Below are 22,888 nucleotides of genomic sequence, written 5' to 3'. Positions count from 1 at the left end.
AAGCGGCTGAAAGCCGCCCCCGAAAAAGCACCCTTTCAGCCTTCAGTCCTTTCAGCCGGGAATTTACCGGAGCGTCGGCTGATCTCTGGATGTCCCGTAGAATCCGGGAACAGGAACATAGATCGGCTGATTACGCAATCCGAGATTCTGCAACTTTCCTTCCTGGCAAATTCTCCGGATATGAATCATAGCCGTAGAACGTACCATGCCACACAAAGATTGGAAATCTCTGCGCTGCATCATCTGATGCGTACTGAAATACTCCTTCAGCAACATATCAATCTCTACTTCCGAAAGTTTGGACGAATGAAAATTCTTCTTCAGTTGCTTTACCTTAATTAATCCGATAGAGTTTTTCAATTTCTGATCCGAACGAAAGCGGATAGCCTTCAGTTTGATTTTCATATTCCGTCGTGGAGTGTCGGCGGCTATCTCTTCCGTAGCAGTCAGCGTGGGGTAAAAATAGCCGATGCCGTCCAAATGCACCTGCCGTCCTTCTCCCAACTCCTCTCCCATCACCTGCGAAAGAGCATCCAGTACAGCAGTCACATCGACTTCATTCAGCGTACAACGGGATTGAATCTTACTCCTCATTTCGTCCGTATCTACCTGACCATTGTAAGCAATGCGGGGATGGAATCTTTTTTTCTTCGGTTGATCCGGTGATACCGGGTTCTCATACCAGTCAAATAATATAGCCATAGCTTCCTCTTTTATTAAATAAGTACTTCTAATCTGTTATTCCTACGGAAACTTCCGATGAAAGAAGCTTCATTTTCATCGGCTAATGTGCTATGGCTGCCCGGCTAATGGAGATTAGCCGATTGACTAATGAAGGATAGCTGATCAGCTAATCTGCATTAGCCTCTGATGTTTGCGCCTTCAAAGATACAACAGAAAGGCAGGAAAACCTAATGATTCCTACGTTATTTCATAAACGGAAGTATTTAAAGGAATCTATCGAAAACACTTGCAAATCGCTATCCCGGCATTGTAACTTTGATGCACGAAACTTAAAAAAAAGAACAAATATGATGGAAAAAGTAACCCAAATGATCGCCATGCTGATAAAGGCATGGAAAAAAGAGAGCGTATCACAGATTGACACACCTCCCGTTCCCGCAACGCCCGAACCGAAGCAGCAGTCCCCCAACAACTCCGCCTGCCTGACGGAACGGGTCAACACCTTTCTGCAAACTCACTATGACTTCCGCTACAACCGCCTGACGGAAGAAACAGAATTTCGCCCATTAAGCGGAGCAAAGACCGAATTTCGTCCCATCGGAAAACGTGAACTGAACACCCTCTGCATGGAGGCTCATGCAGAGGGCATTTCCTGCTGGGATAAAGATGTGAGCCGATATATTTATTCCACACAAATCGGAGAGTATCATCCTTTCCGGCTTTATATGGACGAACTTCCTCCCTGGGACGGCATCGACCGGTTGACTCCGCTTGCCCGACGTGTATCTGCACTACCTCTATGGGTAAAAGGATTCCACACATGGATGCTGGGACTGGCTGCCCAATGGGAAGGAAAGACGGGTGTCCATGCCAACAGCCTGGCTCCCATCCTGATCAGTGCCGAACAGGGACGGATGAAATCGACTTTCTGCAAATCGCTGATGCCCAAAGTACTGCAACGTTACTATATGGATAATCTCAAACTGACATCAGAAGGACAGGCAGAACGTCTTCTGTCAGAAATGGGGCTGATCAATCTGGATGAATTCGACAAATATGCAGAGAGTAAAATGCCGCTTCTGAAGAATTTAATGCAAATGTCGAGTCTCCACGTCTGCAAAGCGTATCAGCGTAACTTCCGGGACTTGCCGCGCATCGCTTCTTTCATCGGAACTTCCAACCGCTCCGATCTGATGAGTGACCCGACAGGCAGCCGCCGTTTCTTCTGTGTAGAAGTAGAAAAGCCGATAAATTGTGAGGGAATCGAGCATGAACAGATCTTCGCCCAACTGAAAGCGGAGCTTGCCGACGGGTGTCCGTATTGGTTCGACAAAGAAACGGAACGTGAAATACAACAGAATAATGCACCCTTTTACCGTACTTGCCCTGCCGAAGAGGTATTTCTCAGTTGTTTCCGCACCTCAGCCTCAGCGGAAGAGAAATATCTGCGACTTTCTGCTGCCGATATTTATAAAGAACTGAAGAAACGGAATGCTGCTGCTCTACGAGGTTTCAATCCGAACCATTTTGCGCAAGTATTGATAAAAATGGGGGTAGAACGGAAGCATACGGAATATGGGAATGTATATTTGGTGGTAAGACGATGAATTTCACTTGCATTATATTATCTTATATAATGTGCCTATATCATCAAATTTTACGGATTACCCATCGACCTTCTTTGCGTCCTCCTTCACGAGAAAGTATACCTTTCTCTGTAAGAGATTCTATATCACGTTTAATAGTCCGTTCTGTCACGTTTGTCTTTTGGGACATTTCAGAGATAGTTATAGTTCCATCAGCTTGCATGAATTCAAGTATAATCTGTTGACGTTCTGTTAGTTCTTTCGTGACATCTTTCGTGACATCTTTCGTGACATACACTCGATTCTCAATATGAAGGATTAGTTTCACCTGCATCAGTTCCGGCTGCTCAACCAATTCCGGCTTCAGCCAATGCTTCTCATTCCACGCACTAAGGATGAGCGGGAAACCTGAGCCTAGGTTTTCTCCGTAACCTATCATACGGAGCATATGCTGCATTCGTTGGTTACGAGCTTTGGATTCGCCACCAGCATAGATTTGTTCAACAGGCAATTTCAATAAGCCTGGATTGGAAAGCACAAAGCGGTCATCATACTTCTCGACACGAAGAAGGCCATTCAGCATTAAGTCGGCATGGATAATCATATTGGTAAAAGCCTCACGCACTGCCTTATGCTGTGGTGTATCATCCTTACGGATAATGCCATCCATTTGGAATGGCCTTGGAATATCTCGCGTCAAACGGGGAACTACCATACGAATGAAGTTGAACAGATTATTCTCCCATGTACCGTCATAGGTCAGTCGGTCACTATAACGTTGGTCACCTATAAGGTTTGACTTGTCAATATAGTCCATGCGCAGATAATCAAAACGCTCACGTACCGGCAACCCTTTACCAAACATCAGAAGACCTGCTATAGTCAGACCTTCAGTACCATCTTTTCGGTTTACAACATAGCCACCAAGTTGCATCAAGAACTCCTTATGATCAAGACTATTCCAAATATGTTCTGGATTATTAGTCTTGAACATAACACGATAACCCTCTAATGTCGGGATGTCAATATCATCCATTGTGTAATACTCCAAGAACATACGATCATTGCCATCCTCGTAAGCATCGCGCACCATCATCTTTATCATTTGCTCTGTGCAGTGATAATCACCTTCATGGTTGCGTCTATAAGTACCACGCATCAAGTTGTTATTAATGTAAACAGGACGCAAATTATAATCGGCACGTGGTACATTTATCGCTATTACCTCCTTACCATTAACGCTAATCGTCTGAACATCCTCATCATGTAGCAGATTCACATTTACTTTCTCACGACTGTTAATAGTATTCCATAAATCCTTGCGTATTTTGTCTGCATCCTCAACACCAGTGATTGTGAATCTCATCAAAGAGTCTTTCTCTGCTACGTTTTCATATACCCCCAACAAAAGAATTCCACCATTCGTATTAGCAAATGCAGAATATGTTTCCCACAAAGAATTTGGCACACCATTTTGTGCCTTTTTGCATTCAAGCGTAACACGCTCACCATCTGCAAGCAGTTTATATATATCTTGTTCTGTCATATCTTCATTTTATTATAATATATTTCAAAAGAACAAAGATAAGCAATCGATTTTAGGAAAGAGTAAATTTCAGCATATTCTTATTGCATTCGGAAAAAAGAGAGTGTATCAACGCCAAACAACGCAGCTATTGCCAAGTGCCCCCTTTTACCGTACTTGCCCTGCCGAAGAAGTATTTCTCAGTTGTTTCCGCACCTCAGCCTCAGCAGAAGAGAAATATCTGCGACTTTCTGCCGCCGATATTTATAAAGAACTGAAGAAACGGAATGCTGCTGCTCTACGAGGTTTCAATCCGAACCATTTTGCACAAGTATTGATAAAAATGGGGGTAGAACGGAAGCATACGGAATATGGGAATGTATATTTGGTGGTAAGACGATGATTGAATTTGGTAACACGGCTGAAAGCACTGAAAGCGATATTTCCAGTTTTTAGGATAGTACTTTCAGCCGGAATATCGATGAACAAGGAGGTTCATGATAAAGCTGAACAATCTGAACCCTAATCGGTACTGTAATTCTCAATGTGATGCAAAGCAGTAGTAAATCATTCAAAACGGAATGAACGAAACACAATTTCACTAACTCCCCATACATTAGCTGCAAATTCTATTCGCTATATCTAAAATAGTTGAAGAAAATAATAAAACAACAACAGCGGTAAATAGAAAACATAGGCGGCAAAACATTCATTTAACCAAAAAATCATTCAAAAAACGATCAATTCACCCATTTCAAAAGACCATTTAAAAGATTGAAAAATTCACCTTCAAAATTGAAAAAAACACCAATTAACGATTTCGCATTTCTCCCATACCTTTGCAATGTCGATAAGGAACAAAAGTTTCTTGCGAAACAAACAAAAGAACAAAACAATAAAATTAGTATATAAACAATTAAAGAAACATTGCCTATTAGAAACAAACAAAATCATTCCTCTCGGAAGTTACTTCTTTTTCCTTATATAATATAAGGGCTTCCTATTAAAAAGAAAATGATGTTTTAACAAAACAAACGACCCTCATCCTTTAGATGACTCTCCTAAAAAAAAGAAAAAACAATTAGCGTATTATACATACATAGTATAATATGCAAACCCTAAAAAAAAGAATTATAGCATCACACATTAAAATCAAAACTAAAATGAAAGTAAAGAATTTATTATTAGCAGGTTTGGCAGTAGCAGCCATGACAGCTTGTAGCAATGACGAAATCATTGACAATGATGGAATCCAAACAAATGGTGAAAATGCAGCAATGCAAATCAATTTCCAGTTTCCCACAACTAGAGTTGTATCAGATGGTGGCACAAATGCAGGTATAGATATTGAGTATGCAGCTACTGAAATTACAGCAGTTTTAGAGTACACTGAAACAAACAAAAGAATTGTTGTAAAAGGATTAACCTTTGGTCAACAAACTGAAAGTGGTGCTAGAATATACAGCACAGAGAAATTCCAAGTTGAAGCAGGAAACAATGTAAAGGTTTACGCATTTATTAATCCTATTATGGAGATACCAACAACTGGTTTGGAGAATTTAAAGGTTGGAAAACAAAAATTACCAAGTGAAGGTTTGGATTATATAGCTGAAACAATAGCTAAATCTGGTAATTTTATGATGAGCAATGTTAATGGAGAACCTACTGTAATAAAAGCAATTGTAGGTGGAACAGATACCAATACAGCAAACATTAGCGTTGAACGAATCAGTGCAAAATTAACAGAAGAGACAAAGCGCTCTATAGACAACAAATATGAATTAACAACTCCCACTTTCGTAGGACCAAAGGTGTATGTACAAATTTTGAGCCATACATACACTAATCTAGCTGACGATTCTTATGTACTTGGTGGTAGAAATGCAGCATGGTCGTCATTCTTACACCCATATAAAACAGGTGAAGTAAGTGAGACTGATTACAGATGGTTGAATGCAACAGGAACAACATACGTACTCGAAAATTTAGGTAGTGAATGGAATACAGCAACTAGCACCAGCGTTCTTTATCAAGGACAAGTTTTCTTCGAAAATGACGGAAATCAAGAAATAGCAGGAACATTCTACAGCAGACCTAAATTACAAAGTGATGGTGAAACATGGAAAGTTCAAATTTACAAGAATTGGGAAGAATTATGTGCAGATGTTGATCTTACTGGTATTGGAGAAAATGACGACGTAGCTTTGGCTAACAGAAGTATCATGAGATATGCAGGAGGAAAATGCTATTATCAAGCACCTATCGAGCATTTTGGTGTTGGAGCTAATATCGCTCGCAATAACTGGTACCAACTAAAAGTTACTTCTATTGCTGATTTAGGTTATCCGAAACCTGTACCTCCAACTCCTGAAAATGAAACGAAATTAATGATGAGTGTTACTATAGCTCCTTGGACTATCCATATCAATAATGTTGGTCTTTAATCAACTATAATAAATTAATTTAGGGAGAAGTCTCTTCTCCCTAAATTATACTCCGAAAGAAGAGAGTATCACATTCAAACAAAACATCCGCTCTTTAAAAGCATAAAAAGTAAAAACAATGAAACGAATCCTAACTACCATACAAGAAAAAGCAAATAACATATTGTTATTCACAATATTGGCTGGTGCAATTACATCTTGTGATTCCATTTTGGATTACAATGAGAATTGTGACATCGAATATTGTGTCAAGTTCAAGTATGACTACAATATGGAAGAAAAGGATGTATTCGCCGAACAAGTAAGAACTGTTACTCTTTACGCTTTTGACGATAATAACAATCTTGTTTTCCAGAACACCGATGAAGGTGAGCCATTAGGAGAAGAAACCTACGCGATGAACGTAGATATAGATCTCTCGCAATACCACCTGGTGGTATGGGCAGGATTAAATGATGAATCATTTGCAGTCCCTTTGCTATATCCCAATCAAGCTAAAATTGACGAATTAAGAGTAAAAACATTACGCAAAGAAGCTACTCGCAGCACCACCGAGGATGAAAAGGGACAATACATAGTAGACAACAGCCTACATTCACTCTGGCATGGAGAGGTTAAAAAAGGAACTACCACTCGTAGCGGCAGACAGCAAATCACCGAAGTCTCATTAGTAAAAAATACCAATACAATCCGTGTCGTTGTAGCACAAGTAAACCAATCAGGAGGACCTGTAACCCGCTTGACACAAAAAACTTTCGAATGCGCCATATACGACAATAATGGTTACATGAACTATGACAACACGCTATTAGAAGATAACTTATTGACTTACAAGCCATACAATGTCACATCGGATGTAGTCAGTACCCGAGCTTTTAGTTCTGCAGATGAACCTGCCAAACAATACAACGGTATCGTTAGCGAAATGAGCGTGGCAAGACTTGTGGAAAGCCAAAAGCCGGAGTTGACAATCAAAAATACTGCTACTCAGGAAGTATTATTCCAAAGTTCCGACTTGGTGAAATACTTCGAAGAAGTAGATGCCGAAAAATATAAAGATCGTAATTATTCTCTTCAAGAATACTTAGACCGAGAAGATAAATATGAACTAGTGATTTTTGTAGATGAGAAATTGGCACTCATCAAAACTGTAATCCAAGTAAACGACTGGATCATCCAACTCAATGATATCGAACTTTAAAATAAAGCAAAAAATGAAATACTCTCATTTGACATATTATCTGCTAGCTATCTTATGCATGATGGCAACATCGTGTGTCTCAGACGGAGTCATGGGTGATTGTCCGATCGATAACAACGACCAAGCAGTACTAATAGAAGGTGGCAAAGTCAATTTCGCATTAACTTTCCCGACTTCTTCCACACGAGGCATAAATGGCTCATCAGAAGGTTTAGCAAGCGAACGAACAATTAACGATGTTCAAGTATACACTTTCGTAGGAGGAAAATTCGTTGAGAAAGTAAAGTATATTCTGATAAGCGGCACCAACGGAGATGCAACCCGCTTTGTAGAAGGAAAACTGACAGAGACATATATGACAGGAACCGCTATGGATTTTGTGGTAATGGTGAATACGGAAAGTAAGGGTGTGCAATCTCCTACCATGACAAAAGGAAACAGTAAAGCTGATTTATATAAACAATTGGTTTATAGTTATGAAGGCAAAAACTGGTCAACAAATATTCCGATGTGGGGAGAGGGAACTATTGCATCCATTCAATCGGGAGAATATAATATAGGAGAACTTACATTGCAACGTGCTATTGCCAAAGTGAATGTAACGGTGAATGACGGTAAAGGATTGGAAAACTTTGAAATCACCAATGTAAGTTTACACAATTACAATAATGGCGGATATTGTGCTCCGACCAATGCGAATGGTCAACCTTCTATCCCAACCAATGTTGTTAAAGCAACAACACCTCTGTCTGCAGGCTCTCTGAGCGGAACGCAAGGCAATAATATTGAGAATAAATTCTATATTCCAGAACATAAGAACATAGGTGTAGATAAAGCTGAACAGCTCTATTTGAAGATAGAAGCAAAAGTGAAAGGACAAATAAAATACTATGATATTATGTTCAGTGAAAATGGAAGTGATTATGACGTTCTTCGTAACTATATGTATGTATTCAATATTACTAATGTAAAGGTGGAAGTAGATGTCAATCCTATTTTAGAATATGAAGTAAAAATATGGGAAGAAAAAACTGTGAATATTCCGTCATTTAATTAATGCAAGGAGGATAATCAGATGAAAAAGCAAAACAATATATTGAAATTAATAAAAAATATAACATACTTGACATTAGCTTGTATAGCTTTTAATGCTTGTACAGATGAAGAAATATATAAATCATCAGAGATTGTAGAGGGAGTTCCCGTAGAGGTCGGATTTAAATTCACTATACCTTCCATGCAGAAAGTCAGTACTCGCGGATTAAGCGATGAAGGAGAATTCCAAGTAAACGACCTGTATGTCCTCATCTTCAATGCCAACAACGACCAGGCTAGAAAAACTGGAGGAGGGTACTATAACAGTGATCTGATTAAGAATGTTATTACAGGTAACCAAGCAAACGGGAAAGTTTCTTCCGGCACACTAACATTAAAAACAACTAGTGGAGAAAGCCTTATCTACGCAGTAGCCAATGTAAAAGGTAACGATCTAGGTGGTGATATCACTGCAGCATTAGAGAACGTTAATTCATTAGCCGATTTTAAAAAGTTGTCTGTAGCATTGACAATCAAAGCGAATGTGGAGCGTTCGTCGCCCGCACTTGTGATGAGTGGTGCTTATATAGATGGAAGCACACAACCACAAACTGGATATTGTAACATTCCGGCACAGTCAACCACTCTTAGCGGAAAGATTAGCCTCACCCGTCTGGACTCACATATTATCTTCAAGATTACTCCAAACATGCAAGCTAATGGAGGAAAGATCAAAACATTTACTCCAAAAAGTTGGAGAGTATACAATGTGCCCAATAAATCTTATATAGTAGCTCAAGACGCTGATGCAGTCGGTAATACAGCAGAAGATTACGAGAATACAGAATCTTCTATTAGGTTTGGAGAACAAACTGATAACATTTATGATTTCGACTTTTATATGTTAGAAAACCGAAAGAATGCCAAAACTTATGAAGGTAGATCAATCGAGAATTACAAACAACGTGAAGAAGAGGTCAAAACTAATGAACATAAAAATACAGGAGAATATAAATATGTAGAACCTTATGCGACCTTTGTAGAGATTAAGGCGCACATGGAAATTGAAAATGCAGACAATGACAATGGTATACGAGTAGCCGACGTTACTTACGTCATTCATTTGGGATATGTTGATAATGTTGCGGCTGACTTCAAAAATGAAAGAAATAAAAAATATACATATAATGTAACTATCAATAATGTAGAAGATATTGTTACGGAAGTAACAGAGGAGGGAAATCCGGAAAATACTCCAGGAGCAGAAGGTGATATCGTAGACTCACAGACTACTGTATATAATCTAGACGCTCATTATGGATATTTGATTTTAAAATTCAAGTACTCAGAAGTGAAAGATGGATTGCAATTCTATGTAAAAACTCCTTTTGGAGAAACAAATAATGACGACAAATCAGTAGTAGGTCATGATTGCAAATGGCTGCGATTTGCACGTTGCAATAACGAATCTACATTGGCAAATTATCCAAAAGATGGAAAGGGATTGATTAACTTGTTTGAATTAAAAGCAGATATCGAAGATCAATACCAGAAAGATACCAATAAAGATAATACATATTATTATACAGTATTTGTAGACGAATATTTTTACGAAAATAATCCGCTAGAAACTTCCTCTAATAATAATTGGGGGAACGAAAATTGGGAAGAATTTGTTAATAAAGACGACCGCTATGCACTACTAATCTTTAGTCCACAAAAAAGTCCGGATGGAGAAAGTAGCTATGCAAGTGCGAAATATATGATCACACAAAAATCTATCCAAACCTATTACAGCACAGAAAAATTTAATAGTGACAAAACTGCGCTAGGTATGGAACATATAGATGAAACAGGTGTACCTAATGGATGGGAAAGCGGAAGTTACGGCAGTTCTCAAGAAAATGGATATAAGAATACCTATCCTGTAGTTAACAACACCAATATAAGTAGCTACGGAACAGAAACTCTATCAAATGGTAAGAATACATTTACAATAAATGATGCAGCAAATGCTATTCAAGCATGCATGGCACGTAACAGAGATGAAAACAATGATGGAAAAATCAGCGGCTCAGAAGTAAAATGGTTCTTGCCTGCCATCAACCAGTTAGTTGGAATGTTCTTAGGTGCAGAAAGCTTACCAACTCCACTATTTGGTGATGGTGATAAGCAACCTGGAACATATACATATAATAAAAAAGAAATAGGAACTTATGGTACTTACCACTATATTAGTAGTGATAAGCAAAGACTGTGGTCAGAAGAAGGAGCCACTTTTGGTCCCGCTGCAGGTATACTTTATGCAAAAGCCCCCGAAAAGCTTAGATGTGTACGTACTTTAGGAATCAGTTCCCAATATAATAGTACAAGTAAAAAGGAAGGAAAGATATATAATATGAATAATAGTTATACATTCCAGATGGCTTATCTAGATAAGCAAAGTATACGTACCTCATTTATAGAGAATGGTGAATTAGATTTACATCACAATTTTAGTTCTTACAATAGACCTTATACTGCATTCCAAGTTGCCAATAAACGAATGACAATTGATGGGATAGAGACCAGCAACGGATGGGGAGGATCGAATAATAGACCAAGACCCACAAACTGGGAATCACTTGTAAAAAACAGTGGACTATCTCGTAGTGTATGTACAAATTACTTTGAGAATGCTAATAAGTCTGATAAAGGTTCATGGAGAGCACCTAATCAAAGAGAACTTATGATTATCTATCTTCAAGATCCGAGTTTGGTAGAATACCAAGTCACAGATGCTTATGATTATCGATATGGTTCTTTTACAAGAACATGTTGGAAATTCAACGAAAATGATCATTTTACTGTAGATAAGGACTTAATAACAAAAGGCACTGTTGGTTCATTTGTTCGTTGTGTTCGTGACGTTAAATAAATAAAACTTAAAAGTAAATATTATGACACCAAAAGACATCCTGCAACTAGAATCATCAGATATGCGCCAAGCCTATCTGTTTGAAGAGAACGGGCGCTGGTATGCTTATGAGCATTCAGCCAACCGAATCGAAAAATTTGTGAAAGGCTTTGTAGACTTCAAACACAAAGTGCAAGATGTCTGCGGTCGGATAAAAGTAGAAATCGACCTCAGTATTTTGGAAAAGTGTTCCATCACGCTGTGTGAAGATTCGCTGCTTGTACTTGATTGCCCTGCAGCATAAAAAACTGTAGAAGAGTATAAGCTTCATAACTCGTAGTAAGAAATTACACAATATATTGTTTGTTTTGTTTGTGTTCCTCAATCCACTCAGAGGCAGCTTGTGAAAGTAGCGCTGAGTGGGTGGGGATTTTTTGTGCAAAAAGAAAATGAAAGGAGAACAAATGATGATGACAAATAAAAAAATAAAGATTAATGGATGTACTCCTATAGAAGACTTGATCACCGAAGATTTTGGTGCTATAGGAACCCCCGAAAGAGATGAATTCGAGCGAGGATGCGAAGCCTTTATCATATGGGACGAAAAATAAGTTTCACGATTTGGTGATTTTGACAGGAAAACATGGAAACATAAGTTATAATTCGCGAAATGTCTTCAGATTGCATTGCCCATAAGAAAGGCTTCCAACCCGTAGAAGCCTTTTTAACTTGTCAAAGTGATAGCTTCATGTCAATGAAGCAAAAATGATAGCTATATTTACAAAGCTTGTTTTGTTTGTGAACAACAATTCACCGGAAGCATAAGTTATGATTCGCAGGAGTTCACATGATTTGCATATCTGATTATTTATTGCGTTCTTTGTATTACATAAAATGTATAACGTAAAAGATGAACGACTTCGAGGAATACATAAGACAGAGCGAACCGCATAAGCGGGAGAAAGGATACGCTTGGCAAACAGCCATTGGCCTGCAAGCTGTTGATGGTCTTAAACCTTCGGAATATTTGAAGGAAAAAGCCCGCCAACACATTGAAGGGGATATCACTATTGACGAGGTCAAACAATTAGTTGATAGTTATTACAAATCAAAGGTTGCCCGTTCATCTAGCGAAGATCGTACGGAAGAAGCCGATAAGGTCTCAGCCAGAATAACAGAGATCCTTTCGGAGAATACATTCACATTCTCACCTATCGAATACTTGGCTATTCATCGGCATTTATTTGAAGGCATATTCAGCCATGCCGGACAAATACGGGATTACAATATTACAAAGAATGAATGGGTACTGAAAGGAGCAACAGTACTTTATGCCAGTGCAGGAAGTATCCGCGAAACCTTGGAATATGATTTCTCTCAAGAAAAGATTTTTGATTATAAAAATCTGAATATAGATGAGGCCATCAGACATATTGCCCGATTCGTTTCTGGAATATGGCAAATACACGCCTTTGGTGAAGGAAATACACGCACAACAGCCGTATTCACGATCAAATATCTGCATACTTTTGGATTCAATTTCAGTAACGAGACCTTCGCCAACCATTCTTGGTACTTCCGCAATGCTCTCGTCAGAGCTAACTATAATGACCTAACCAAAGGTGTGTATGCCACGACCGAATTTTTAGAAAAATTCTTCAGAAACCTGATTCTCAACGAACAAAATGAACTTAAAAATCGAAATCTACAGATCGACGAAATCGAAAAGGAAGCCATTCAAAGTGCAAAACAGACTGATATGGATATCCCAAAGTGCAAAAATTGCACTTTAGACTGCACTTTGGAAGAGATAGCCGTACTTAACTACCTCAAAGAAAAACCAAATGCAACACAAAAAGAAATAGCACAGCACATAGGAAAATCTGAGAGAACCGTCAAATCCATGACCGTAAACTTAAGTGAAAGAGGTATTATAGAACGCAAAAACGGACGTCGTAATGGCTTTTGGGAGATCAAGAAATGAATATCTTATGTGAGTGATTCTTTGCATATCTGATTATTTATTGTGTTCTTTGTATTACATAAAATGTATAACGTAAAACATGTAATAGCCATGAAGCCTAATAATCCTTTCCTCGTATACGGTTACAATAGTCCGGATTGGTCCCAAAATTATACAAGAGTAATTGTATATTGATAACACAGGTAATTGAACAGAGGCAATCTGAAAATGAAAACTTTTCGAAACATATCTACTTTTTATCACATTATCTTTGTTTATCTCTTATAAACCTGTATATTTGGAGTATTATAACTGATACATTTATATTAATACAGAATTACTATGAGTCATACCATCTTCCTAATCATCGCCCTCGTCACTACAGGAATTTTTCTTATTCAATTCGTATTATCCATTTTCTTCGGAGACATAGATGCAGATGTGGACGTGGATGCTGATATCAGCAGCGTAGTATCTTTCAAAGGTCTCACCCACTTCGGGATCGGATTCGGATGGTATATGTACCTCGTAGGAAATGCCGATATAGCAAGTTATGCAATCGGAATTCTGGTAGGTCTGTTCTTTGTCTTTGCCGTATGGTTCCTTTATAAGAAAGCCTATCAACTGCAGCAAGTGAACCGGTCTGAAGAGACCGATCAATTGGTAGGACGGGAATGTACCATTTACTTCAAGCAAAGTGATAACAAATATACCGTACAGACAAACCGGGACGGCGCCATGCGCGAAGTGGACGTGATCTCCGAAACCGGAAAAGCATATCAGACCGGAGACAGAACAATCATCAGCAGCTACAAAGACGGAACTTTATACATTAAATAACTATTCAAATACACAATTTTATGACACAAGAAATGCTAATCATGGCTGCTATACTAGTGGCGGTCATTCTGCTTACTTTTATCGGTATCCTGTCGCGTTACCGTAAATGTAAGAGTGACGAAGTCCTCGTTGTATACGGTAAAACAGGGGGAGAAAAGAAATCAGCCAAGTTATATCACGGTGGGGCCGCTTTCGTATGGCCGATCATTCAGGGCTACGAATTCCTTTCTATGAAACCATTGCAGATAGACTGTAAACTGACAGGCGCCCTATCTGCCCAAAATATCCGTGTGGACGTACCCACTACCATCACCGTAGCTATCAGCACAGACCCGGAAGTGATGCAGAATGCTGCCGAACGTATGCTGGGACTGACAATGGATGACAAACAGAACCTGATTACGGATGTAGTATACGGTCAGATGCGTCTGGTGATTGCAGACATGACTATCGAAGAGCTGAACTCCGACCGTGATAAATTCTTGTCTAAAGTAAAAGACAACATCGACACGGAACTTCGCAAGTTCGGTTTGTATCTGATGAACATCAACATCAGTGATATCCGCGACGCTGCCAACTACATCGTCAACCTGGGTAAGGAAGCTGAAAGCAAGGCTCTGAACGAAGCACAAGCCAACATCGAAGAACAGGAAAAGCTGGGTGCTATCAAAATTGCCAATCAGATAAAGGAACGTGAAACAAAGGTTGCGGAAACCCGCAAAGATCAGGATATCGCCATCGCCGAAACTAAAAAGCAACAGGAAATCTCTGTAGCAAATGCGGATAAGGAGAGAATCTCTCAGGTAGCCTTTGCCAACGCAGAAAAAGAATCGCAAGTGGCCAAAGCGGAAGCGGAAAAGAATATCCGCATCGAGCAGGCAAACACCGAAAAGGAAAGCCGTGTCGCCGAACTGAACTCCGACATGGAAATCAAACAGGCAGAAGCTGCTAAGAAAGCGGCTATCGGACGTAATGACGCACAGAAGGAAGTGGCCTTATCAAATGCCGAATTAGCCGTCACACAGGCAAATGCCGACAAGCAAGCCGGTGAAGCCGCTGCAAAATCGGAAGCTGCCGTACAAACTGCCCGGGAAATCGCCCAAAAAGAAGTGGAAGAAGCAAAAGCGAAGAAAGTAGAATCTTCACTGAAAGCTGAAAAGATCGTTCCGGCAGAGATCGCAAGACAGGAGGCTATCCTTCAGGCAAATGCCATCGCCGAAAAGATTACCCGTGAAGCGGAAGCACGTGCAAAAGCGACTTTGGCACAAGCGGAAGCGGAAGCCAAAGCTATCCAACTGAAACTGGAAGCGGAAGCAGAAGGTAAGAAGAGGTCATTGCTCGCAGAAGCAGAAGGTTTCGAGGCTATGGTCAGAGCAGCAGAATCGAACCCTGCCATCGCCATCCAATACAAGATGGTAGACCAATGGAAGGAAATTGCCGGAGAACAAGTGAAGGCTTTCGAACACATGAACCTAGGCAATATCACCGTATTCGACGGAGGAAACGGAGGTACAAGCAATTTCCTCAGTTCACTGGTGAAAACAGTAGCCCCAAGTCTCGGTGTACTGGATAAACTGCCTATCGGCGAAACGGTAAAGGGTATCATCAACCCGGAAAGCAAAACGGAAGAGAAACCTGCCGGAAAGCCGGAGGAGAAAAAAGAAGAGAAGAAGAAATAACCAATAAATTATTTCATAGAGATTGCCTGCCTTCATTTTGAAGGTAGGCATTTTTTTATATCTTTGCGAGCAAAATATTAAAAATGAATAACCATAAACTTCACCTTCTGCCTTTATTTATATTGATTACGGGGCTTGTCACTCTCACTGCCGGCTGCAAAAAGAAAGATATGTCTCTCAAACTGAACGAACCCCGCAACATCCGTGGTGTAGTCAGTTACAAACGTTCTTTCCCGGATTTGAATGATAAACATCTCGCCGTGGCCCAAGCCGTCGGCATCTGCCCGCCGGAGGACAGGGACGCCGCCGAAAAGATGAAAGAACAGCTTATCCATATCACCGACAACCAATTTTACACAGTAGACTCTCTGACGCATTCCATCCCCTATCTGGTCCCCCGCGCCAGTGAATTGCTCGACACCATCGGCTCCAATTTTCTTGATTCACTGACAGCAAAAGGGTTGAACCCAAATCAGATTATCGTCACTTCCGTACTACGTTCGCAGAGTGACGTGAAGCGTCTCCGCCGTCGGAATGGAAATGCTTCCGCAAACTCCGCCCATTGCTATGGCGCAACCTTTGACGTCAGCTGGAAACGATTCAAAAAGGTGGAAGACGAAGACGGACGACCTCTGCAGGATGTCAATGCCGATACCTTGAAGCTCGTTCTGTCTGAAGTGTTGAGAGACTTGCGCCAAGCCGATAAATGCTACATAAAATATGAATTAAAACAGGGATGTTTCCACATCACTGCACGATGAGTATAAATTGCAATAAAATTCACCCGTAAACAGCCGAAGAATCCAAAACGTTTCACTAAATTTGCAGAAATTTTTCTTTAATACGATTCAATGATAGAGAAACTGATTGTTCTTGAGGATATTGACCCGGTTATTTTTTACGGCGTAAACAACGCCAATATACAGTTAATTAAAGCTTTATATCCGAAGCTACGCATCGTTGCCCGCGGCAATGTCATCAAAGTGCTGGGCGATGAGGAGGAAATGTGTGCCTTCGAAGAAAATATCACCAAACTCGAAAAATACTGTGCCGAATATAATTCGCTGAAAGAGGAAGTCATCATCGACATTATAAAAGGGAATGCTCCGCAAGCGGAACAGACCGGAAACGTAATTGTTTTCAGCGTTACCGGCAAGCCCATTATCCCACGAAGCGAGAACCAGCTGAAACTGGTGGAAGGCTTTGCCAAAAACGATATGGTATTCGCCATCGGCCCCGCCGGTTCGGGAAAAACATATACTGCCATAGCCCTCGCCGTCCGTGCGCTGAAAAACAAAGAGATCAAAAAGATTATCCTCAGCCGCCCCGCTGTAGAAGCCGGAGAAAAACTCGGTTTCCTGCCCGGCGATATGAAAGATAAGATCGATCCGTATCTGCAACCATTATATGATGCTCTGCAGGACATGATCCCCGCTGCCAAGTTAAAGGAATACATGGAATTGAACATTATTCAGATTGCTCCGTTAGCATTTATGCGTGGACGTACACTGAATGACGCAGTCGTAATCTTGGACGAAGCGCAGAATACCACTGTACAACAAATCAAAATGTTCCTCACCCGTATGGGTATGAATACCAAAATGATCGTTACGGGAGATATGACTCAAATTGACCTCCCCGCCTCACAAACTTCGGGACTGGTGCAAGCACTCCGCATCCTGAAAGGGGTAAAGGGAATCAGCTTTGTAGAATTGAACAAAAAAGATATTGTACGCCATAAACTAGTGGAACGCATCGTAGATGCTTACGAAAAATTCGACAAGGAGGCGAAAGCCGAAAGGGAGAAACGAAAGAATGAACAACTGGTTATCAACGGCGAACGACCGGTGAAACAGGTCAACAACTAGTCGTTTCTGTGATTTGTAACTTGTAATTTGTAATTATAATAAAACAATGAAAGCATTAACAAAAACAGATTTCAACTTTCCGGGACAAAAAAGCGTGTACCACGGAAAAGTGCGCGATGTGTACAACATCAACGGCGAAAAACTCGTCATGGTAGCAACCGACCGTATCTCGGCTTTCGATGTGGTTTTACCTGAAGGTATCCCTTACAAAGGCCAAATGCTGAATCAGATTGCAGCCAAATTCCTCGATGCCACTACTGACATCTGTCCGAACTGGAAAATGGCTACGCCGGACCCGATGGTTACTGTCGGAGTTTTGTGCGAAGGCTTTCCGGTAGAAATGATTGTACGCGGCTATCTGTGCGGTAGCGCATGGCGTACTTACAAAAGCGGCGTACGCGAAATCTGCGGTGTGAAACTGCCGGATGGTATGCGCGAAAACGAGAAATTCCCGGAACCGATCGTCACCCCGACAACGAAAGCGGAAATGGGACTGCACGACGAAGATATCTCTAAGGAAGAAATCCTGAAACAAGGACTCGCTACTCCCGAAGAATATGAGACTCTGGAGAAATATACACTGGCTCTCTTCAAACGTGGAACTGAAATCGCTGCTGAACGCGGTCTGATCCTCGTTGATACAAAATACGAATTCGGCAAGCACAACGGTACTATCTATCTGATGGACGAAATTCATACACCGGATTCAAGCCGTTACTTCTACTCTGACGGCTATCAGGAACGCTTCGAAAAAGGCGAACCTCAAAAGCAGCTTTCTAAGGAATTCGTTCGTGAATGGCTGATGGAAAATGGTTTCCAAGGCAAGGATGGTCAGAAAGTTCCTGAAATGACTCCGGCTATCGTACAGAGCATCAGCGATCGTTACATCGAATTGTTCGAGAATATCACCGGTGAGAAATTTGTGAAAGAAGATACCAGCAACATCGCTGAACGTATCGAAAAGAACGTTATGAATTTCTTGAGCAAATAAGCATGGATTACCCACAACAACATATCAAGCCTTACAACGAAGACGGTAAGAAAACCGAGCAGGTGGAACGTATGTTCGATAACATTGCGCATGCTTACGACAAACTGAATCATACCTTATCTTTAGGTATAGACCGCAGCTGGCGCCGTAAAGCTATTGCCTGGCTCCGTCCCTTCCGCCCACAGCACATCATGGATGTTGCCACCGGAACAGGAGACTTCGCCATCCTCGCTTGCCGCGAACTGAATCCTGACGAACTGATCGGAACGGATATTTCGGAAGGCATGATGAACGTGGGTCGTGAAAAAGTAAAGAAGGAAGGACTCTCGGACAAAATTTCTTTTGCCCGGGAGGACTGCACTTCTCTCTCCTTTGCCGACAATAGATTTGACGCTATCACCGTAGCATTCGGTATCCGCAATTTTGAAGACCTGGACAAAGGCCTCTCCGAAATGTGTCGTGTACTGAAACCGGGCGGACATCTGGTTATCCTGGAACTGACTACTCCGGATCGCTTCCCCATGAAGCAACTGTTCGCCATCTACTCGAAAGTAGTTATCCCATTGCTTGGCAAACTCCTCTCCAAAGACAACAGTGCCTACCATTATCTGCCGGACACTATCAAAGTATTTCCCCAAGGGGAAGTCATGAAAGGAGTCATATCGAAAACCGGATTCGGCGAAGTTCATTTCCGACGGTTGACATTTGGTATCTGCACACTTTATACAGCGACAAAATAATGAAGAATGATGAATAATTAATTTAATCCTTTCGTGTCATGGAAAAATACGGTTTAATCGGCTACCCCTTGCGACATTCGTTTTCAATCGGCTACTTTAACGAAAAGTTTAGGTCCGAAGGCATCAATGCGGAATATGTGAATTTCGAGATTCCCAATATCAATGATTTTATGGAAGTTATTGAAGAGAATCCCAACTTGTGCGGGCTCAATGTCACCATCCCCTACAAAGAGCAAGTGATTCCTTTTCTGAACGAACTCGATCGGGATACAGCTAAAATTGGCGCTGTAAACGTCATTAAGATTATCCGCCAACCGAAAGGAAAAGTAAAACTGGTCGGCTACAATTCCGACATCATCGGTTTTACACAATCTATTCAGCCGCTGCTACAACCTCAGCACAAAAAAGCACTGATCCTCGGCACCGGAGGTGCTTCCAAAGCTGTTTATCACGGACTCAAGAATCTGGGTATCGAAAGCGTGTTTGTATCGCGGACACACAAGACCGACGATATGCTGACTTACGAAGAACTGACTCCGGAAATCATGGAGGAATACACCGTAATCGTCAACTGTACTCCGGTAGGAATGTACCCCAAAGTAGATTTCTGCCCCAACATTCCTTACGAACTGCTCACTCCAAACCATTTGCTTTACGATTTGTTATATAATCCGAACGTCACTCTTTTCATGAAAAAGGGAGAAGCACAAGGTGCTGTTACGAAAAACGGTTTGGAAATGCTACTTTTACAGGCATTTGCCGCTTGGGAAATATGGCACCGATAAGATAAAGGTGCTGACAGCCGTTTTCTGATAGAGTTAAGAATATGGGCGTGATATTTTAATTGAGGGGATTTATTATGAAGAAAAGAGCAGTCTACAGCATTATTATTATCATGCTGGTACTTACCAGTTGCACAATCGGCGGGAGTTTTTATATGTTGAACTTCTCCTTGACGCCGAATGCCAAAATATTGTCTAAAGACGCCGATTCATATCCCTATATGTACAGAAACTATCCTTTCCTGCGTCCGTGGGTGGATAGCCTGAAACAAGTGAATGCTCTGAAGGATACATTCATTATCAATCCGCAAGGCATACAGTTACACGCTTTTTACATCACCGCACCTGCTCCAACCAGTAAAACGGCGGTAATCGTTCATGGATACACCGACAATGCTATCCGTATGTTCATGATCGGCTATCTGTATAATCGTGATCTGGGATATAATATCCTGCTTCCCGACTTGCAACATCAGGGAGAGAGCGAAGGACGAGCCATCCAAATGGGATGGAAAGACAGGATCGATGTTTTGCAATGGATGAACATTGCAAATGAAATCTTTGGAGACAGTACTCAAATGGTAGTACATGGTATCTCAATGGGAGGTGCCACCACAATGATGGTATCCGGCGAAAAGCAGCAACCTTATGTGAAATGTTTTGTAGAGGATTGCGGCTACACCAGTGTATGGGATGAATTTTCGCACGAACTCAAATCTTCCTTCCACCTGCCTGCTTTCCCGTTAATGTACACTACAAGCTGGTTATGCGAGAAAAAATACGGATGGAACTTCAAAGAAGCTTCCTCGCTAAAGCAGGTAGAGAAATGTGAGCTGCCCATGCTGTTTATTCATGGAGACAAAGATACATATGTCCCCACATGGATGGTTTATCCGCTCTATGAAGCAAAGCCGGAACCCAAAGAACTCTGGATCGTACCGGGAGCAGCCCATGCCCTCTCGTACAAAGAGAATAAACAGGAATACACCGACAAAGTACGGGATTTCGTCGGGCGGTATATTCATTAAACCTATTATAACAAGGAGTTTTGGAATCATAACAGAAAAAGTTTCTATATTTGCAAATGTAAAATGATTGTTATGAAATCAATATTGACGCTTATACTTGCTACTTTTCTACTGATTCCACTGCAAGCCCAAGAAAAGGTATATACGGTAGACAACTTGCCAAAAGTACATCTGCAAAATAAAATGCAGTATGTATGCAATCCGGCAGGGATACTTTCGCAAGCTGCTTGTGACACAATAGACACTATGCTCCACGCTCTGGAACAACAGACGGGGATTGAAACGGTAGTTGCCATAGTTCCTTCGATTGGTGATATGGAGTGTTTTGATTTTTGCCATCAGCTGCTCAATCAATGGGGAGTAGGCAAGAAAGGAAAAGATAACGGACTCGTTATCCTGTTAGTCACCGACCAACGCTGCATCCAGTTTTACACCGGATACGGTTTGGAAGGGGTACTTCCCGATGCAATATGCAAACGTATCCAGACTAAGTACATGATTCCATATCTGAAAGACGGCAACTGGAATGAAGGAATGGTAGCCGGAATCCGGGCGACTTGCCAGCGACTTGACGGATCAATGGAAAATGAATCGCTTTCTGAATCGAATAATGAATCGATGGATTTCATTTTCGCTGTTATCCTGTTCGCTGTAATCGGTGTAGGGATAGCGTTCTTTGCCGCAAGAAATCAGAGCCGTTGCCCCAAATGCGGGAAACATGCCCTGCAAAGAACCGGAAGCAGACTTGTATCACGTGTCAATGGGGTAAAGACGGAAGATGTCACCTATACTTGCAAGAACTGCGGAAATACAATCATACGTCGTCAGCAAAGCTACGATAGCGACTATCACAACAGAGGGGGTGGCGGAGGCGGTCCGTTCATCGGCGGATTCGGAGGCAGTGGCGGAGGCTTTAGCGGAGGCAGCTTCGGTGGAGGAATGGGAGGCGGCGGTGGAGCCGGTTCACGATTCTGATCCCTACAGATAATATTAAATAATCAAATACTCATCAAAAAGTAAGAAACATGAAAAAGTCAATTATCATCATTTTAGCCGTTGTGGCTATCCTTGTCATATGGGTAGTCAGTGTATATAACGGTCTTGTCACCATGGATGAGAATGTTAGCGGACAATGGGCCAATGTAGAAACCCAATACCAACGTCGCGCAGACCTGATACCCAATCTTGTAAACACCGTAAAGGGATATGCTTCTCATGAAAAAGAGACATTGGAAGGAGTGGTAGAAGCACGTAGCAAAGCCACACAGATCAAAGTGGATGCCGAAGGTCTGACTCCGGAAAAGCTGGCAGAATATCAAAAAGCACAGGGTGCTGTAACGTCTGCACTTGGCAAATTATTGGCTATCACAGAGAATTATCCTGACTTGAAAGCCAATCAGAATTTCCTTGAATTACAGGCACAGCTGGAAGGTACCGAAAACCGTATCAATGTAGCCCGTAAAAACTTCAATGATGCGGCACAATCGTACAACACCAATATCCGCCGTTTCCCGAAAAACATATTTGCAGGGATGTTCGGATTCGACAAGAAAGCATACTTTGAAGCGGAAGAAGGAAGCGAAAAAGCTCCGAAAGTAGAGTTCTAAAGGATGATTTCTTAAAGAA

At 41.2% G+C, this 22,888-nt stretch carries 20 protein-coding genes and 1 pseudogene; 19 read left to right on the top strand and 2 right to left on the bottom strand.

The window, feature by feature from the left end; all coding sequences use genetic code 11:
* Positions 1-63: 63 nt before the first annotated feature.
* Positions 64-702 (bottom strand): HU family DNA-binding protein, encoded by a 639-nt coding sequence (locus BT_RS21345; RefSeq protein WP_008759907.1) that lies wholly within the window; start codon positions 700-702, stop codon positions 64-66.
* Between the two features lie 329 nt (positions 703-1,031).
* Between BT_RS21345 and BT_RS21340 the strand changes: the two genes are divergently transcribed.
* Entirely contained in the window at positions 1,032-2,291 is a 1,260-nt protein-coding gene (locus BT_RS21340; protein ID WP_011109169.1) for a DUF3874 domain-containing protein, read from the top strand.
* Between the two features lie 43 nt (positions 2,292-2,334).
* Here the strand turns inward: BT_RS21340 and BT_RS21335 are convergent, their stop codons facing one another.
* A complete protein-coding gene (locus BT_RS21335; RefSeq protein WP_011109168.1) occupies positions 2,335-3,816 on the bottom strand; it encodes an RNA-binding domain-containing protein in 1,482 nt (493 codons plus the stop codon).
* Positions 3,817-3,952: 136 nt separating this feature from the next.
* Between BT_RS21335 and BT_RS21330 the strand changes: the two are divergent.
* The 18 genes and pseudogenes from BT_RS21330 to BT_RS21245 all read left to right on the top strand — a co-directional run.
* Positions 3,953-4,198: pseudogene (locus tag BT_RS21330) on the top strand (DUF3874 domain-containing protein); the annotation flags it as partial.
* 760 nt (positions 4,199-4,958) lie between these two features.
* Positions 4,959-6,239 (top strand): Mfa1 family fimbria major subunit, encoded by a 1,281-nt coding sequence (locus tag BT_RS21325; RefSeq protein WP_008764431.1) that lies wholly within the window; start codon positions 4,959-4,961, stop codon positions 6,237-6,239.
* Between the two features lie 118 nt (positions 6,240-6,357).
* Positions 6,358-7,440, top strand: coding sequence for a FimB/Mfa2 family fimbrial subunit (locus BT_RS21320; RefSeq protein ID WP_008764430.1), 1,083 nt, complete (start codon positions 6,358-6,360; stop codon positions 7,438-7,440).
* A 13-nt stretch (positions 7,441-7,453) separates the two neighbouring features.
* Positions 7,454-8,497 carry a FimB/Mfa2 family fimbrial subunit gene (locus BT_RS21315; RefSeq protein WP_008764429.1) on the top strand — a complete coding sequence of 348 codons (1,044 nt, stop codon included), beginning with the start codon at positions 7,454-7,456 and terminating at the stop codon, positions 8,495-8,497.
* 18 nt (positions 8,498-8,515) lie between these two features.
* Positions 8,516-11,392: a fimbrial protein gene (locus BT_RS21310; protein WP_008764428.1), complete on the top strand. Its 2,877-nt coding sequence runs from the start codon at positions 8,516-8,518 to the stop codon at positions 11,390-11,392.
* 22 nt (positions 11,393-11,414) lie between these two features.
* Entirely contained in the window at positions 11,415-11,675 is a 261-nt protein-coding gene (locus tag BT_RS21305) for a hypothetical protein (protein ID WP_008764427.1), read from the top strand.
* A 145-nt stretch (positions 11,676-11,820) separates the two neighbouring features.
* On the top strand, positions 11,821-11,982 hold the full coding sequence (locus BT_RS21300) for a hypothetical protein (RefSeq protein ID WP_162303118.1): 162 nt from the start codon (positions 11,821-11,823) through the stop codon (positions 11,980-11,982).
* 299 nt (positions 11,983-12,281) lie between these two features.
* Positions 12,282-13,355, top strand: coding sequence for a Fic family protein (locus tag BT_RS21295; protein ID WP_008759897.1), 1,074 nt, complete (start codon positions 12,282-12,284; stop codon positions 13,353-13,355).
* 321 nt (positions 13,356-13,676) lie between these two features.
* The gene (locus BT_RS21290; protein ID WP_008764425.1) at positions 13,677-14,174 is read left to right on the top strand and encodes a hypothetical protein; all 498 of its coding nucleotides are present in this window, start codon (positions 13,677-13,679) and stop codon (positions 14,172-14,174) included.
* Between the two features lie 20 nt (positions 14,175-14,194).
* Positions 14,195-15,853, top strand: a complete 1,659-nt coding sequence (locus BT_RS21285) for a flotillin family protein (RefSeq protein WP_008764424.1) — start codon at positions 14,195-14,197, stop codon at positions 15,851-15,853.
* Positions 15,854-15,936: 83 nt separating this feature from the next.
* A complete protein-coding gene (locus tag BT_RS21280; RefSeq protein WP_008759894.1) occupies positions 15,937-16,614 on the top strand; it encodes a DUF5715 family protein in 678 nt (225 codons plus the stop codon).
* A gap of 90 nt (positions 16,615-16,704) precedes the next feature.
* Positions 16,705-17,721 (top strand): PhoH family protein, encoded by a 1,017-nt coding sequence (locus tag BT_RS21275; RefSeq protein ID WP_008764423.1) that lies wholly within the window; start codon positions 16,705-16,707, stop codon positions 17,719-17,721.
* 46 nt (positions 17,722-17,767) lie between these two features.
* Positions 17,768-18,712 (top strand): phosphoribosylaminoimidazolesuccinocarboxamide synthase, encoded by a 945-nt coding sequence (locus BT_RS21270; RefSeq protein ID WP_008759891.1) that lies wholly within the window; start codon positions 17,768-17,770, stop codon positions 18,710-18,712.
* A gap of 2 nt (positions 18,713-18,714) precedes the next feature.
* A complete protein-coding gene (gene ubiE, locus BT_RS21265; protein ID WP_008764422.1) occupies positions 18,715-19,452 on the top strand; it encodes a bifunctional demethylmenaquinone methyltransferase/2-methoxy-6-polyprenyl-1,4-benzoquinol methylase UbiE in 738 nt (245 codons plus the stop codon).
* Between the two features lie 38 nt (positions 19,453-19,490).
* Positions 19,491-20,237 (top strand): shikimate dehydrogenase family protein, encoded by a 747-nt coding sequence (locus BT_RS21260; RefSeq protein ID WP_008759889.1) that lies wholly within the window; start codon positions 19,491-19,493, stop codon positions 20,235-20,237.
* A gap of 74 nt (positions 20,238-20,311) precedes the next feature.
* A complete protein-coding gene (locus tag BT_RS21255; protein WP_008764421.1) occupies positions 20,312-21,262 on the top strand; it encodes an alpha/beta hydrolase in 951 nt (316 codons plus the stop codon).
* A gap of 72 nt (positions 21,263-21,334) precedes the next feature.
* The gene (locus tag BT_RS21250) at positions 21,335-22,237 is read left to right on the top strand and encodes a TPM domain-containing protein (RefSeq protein ID WP_008764420.1); all 903 of its coding nucleotides are present in this window, start codon (positions 21,335-21,337) and stop codon (positions 22,235-22,237) included.
* Positions 22,238-22,287: 50 nt separating this feature from the next.
* Entirely contained in the window at positions 22,288-22,869 is a 582-nt protein-coding gene (locus BT_RS21245) for a LemA family protein (protein ID WP_008764419.1), read from the top strand.
* The last annotated feature ends 19 nt before the right edge of the window (positions 22,870-22,888 follow it).

Origin of the sequence: Bacteroides thetaiotaomicron VPI-5482, from assembly GCF_000011065.1 — a bacterium.
GTDB classification, from domain to species: Bacteria; Bacteroidota; Bacteroidia; order Bacteroidales; family Bacteroidaceae; genus Bacteroides; species Bacteroides thetaiotaomicron.
This window is presented reverse-complemented; position numbering and strand designations above follow the sequence as displayed.

Bases quoted from the DNA above. Each gene is read 5' to 3' on its own strand.
- BT_RS21285 (WP_008764424.1), top strand. From the start codon at position 14,195: ATGACACAAGAAATGCTAATCATGGCTGCTATACTAGTGGCGGTCATT.
- BT_RS21245 (WP_008764419.1), top strand. From the start codon at position 22,288: ATGAAAAAGTCAATTATCATCATTTTAGCCGTTGTGGCTATCCTTGTC.
- BT_RS21295 (WP_008759897.1), top strand. From the start codon at position 12,282: ATGAACGACTTCGAGGAATACATAAGACAGAGCGAACCGCATAAGCGG.
- BT_RS21310 (WP_008764428.1), top strand. From the start codon at position 8,516: ATGAAAAAGCAAAACAATATATTGAAATTAATAAAAAATATAACATAC.
- BT_RS21250 (WP_008764420.1), top strand. From the start codon at position 21,335: ATGAAATCAATATTGACGCTTATACTTGCTACTTTTCTACTGATTCCA.
- BT_RS21340 (WP_011109169.1), top strand. From the start codon at position 1,032: ATGATGGAAAAAGTAACCCAAATGATCGCCATGCTGATAAAGGCATGG.
- BT_RS21290 (WP_008764425.1), top strand. From the start codon at position 13,677: ATGAGTCATACCATCTTCCTAATCATCGCCCTCGTCACTACAGGAATT.
- BT_RS21335 (WP_011109168.1), bottom strand. From the start codon at position 3,816: ATGACAGAACAAGATATATATAAACTGCTTGCAGATGGTGAGCGTGTT.
- BT_RS21300 (WP_162303118.1), top strand. From the start codon at position 11,821: ATGAAAGGAGAACAAATGATGATGACAAATAAAAAAATAAAGATTAAT.
- BT_RS21280 (WP_008759894.1), top strand. From the start codon at position 15,937: ATGAATAACCATAAACTTCACCTTCTGCCTTTATTTATATTGATTACG.
- BT_RS21320 (WP_008764430.1), top strand. From the start codon at position 6,358: ATGAAACGAATCCTAACTACCATACAAGAAAAAGCAAATAACATATTG.
- BT_RS21315 (WP_008764429.1), top strand. From the start codon at position 7,454: ATGAAATACTCTCATTTGACATATTATCTGCTAGCTATCTTATGCATG.
- BT_RS21325 (WP_008764431.1), top strand. From the start codon at position 4,959: ATGAAAGTAAAGAATTTATTATTAGCAGGTTTGGCAGTAGCAGCCATG.
- BT_RS21345 (WP_008759907.1), bottom strand. From the start codon at position 702: ATGGCTATATTATTTGACTGGTATGAGAACCCGGTATCACCGGATCAA.
- BT_RS21305 (WP_008764427.1), top strand. From the start codon at position 11,415: ATGACACCAAAAGACATCCTGCAACTAGAATCATCAGATATGCGCCAA.
- BT_RS21260 (WP_008759889.1), top strand. From the start codon at position 19,491: ATGGAAAAATACGGTTTAATCGGCTACCCCTTGCGACATTCGTTTTCA.
- BT_RS21270 (WP_008759891.1), top strand. From the start codon at position 17,768: ATGAAAGCATTAACAAAAACAGATTTCAACTTTCCGGGACAAAAAAGC.
- ubiE (WP_008764422.1), top strand. From the start codon at position 18,715: ATGGATTACCCACAACAACATATCAAGCCTTACAACGAAGACGGTAAG.
- BT_RS21275 (WP_008764423.1), top strand. From the start codon at position 16,705: ATGATAGAGAAACTGATTGTTCTTGAGGATATTGACCCGGTTATTTTT.
- BT_RS21255 (WP_008764421.1), top strand. From the start codon at position 20,312: ATGAAGAAAAGAGCAGTCTACAGCATTATTATTATCATGCTGGTACTT.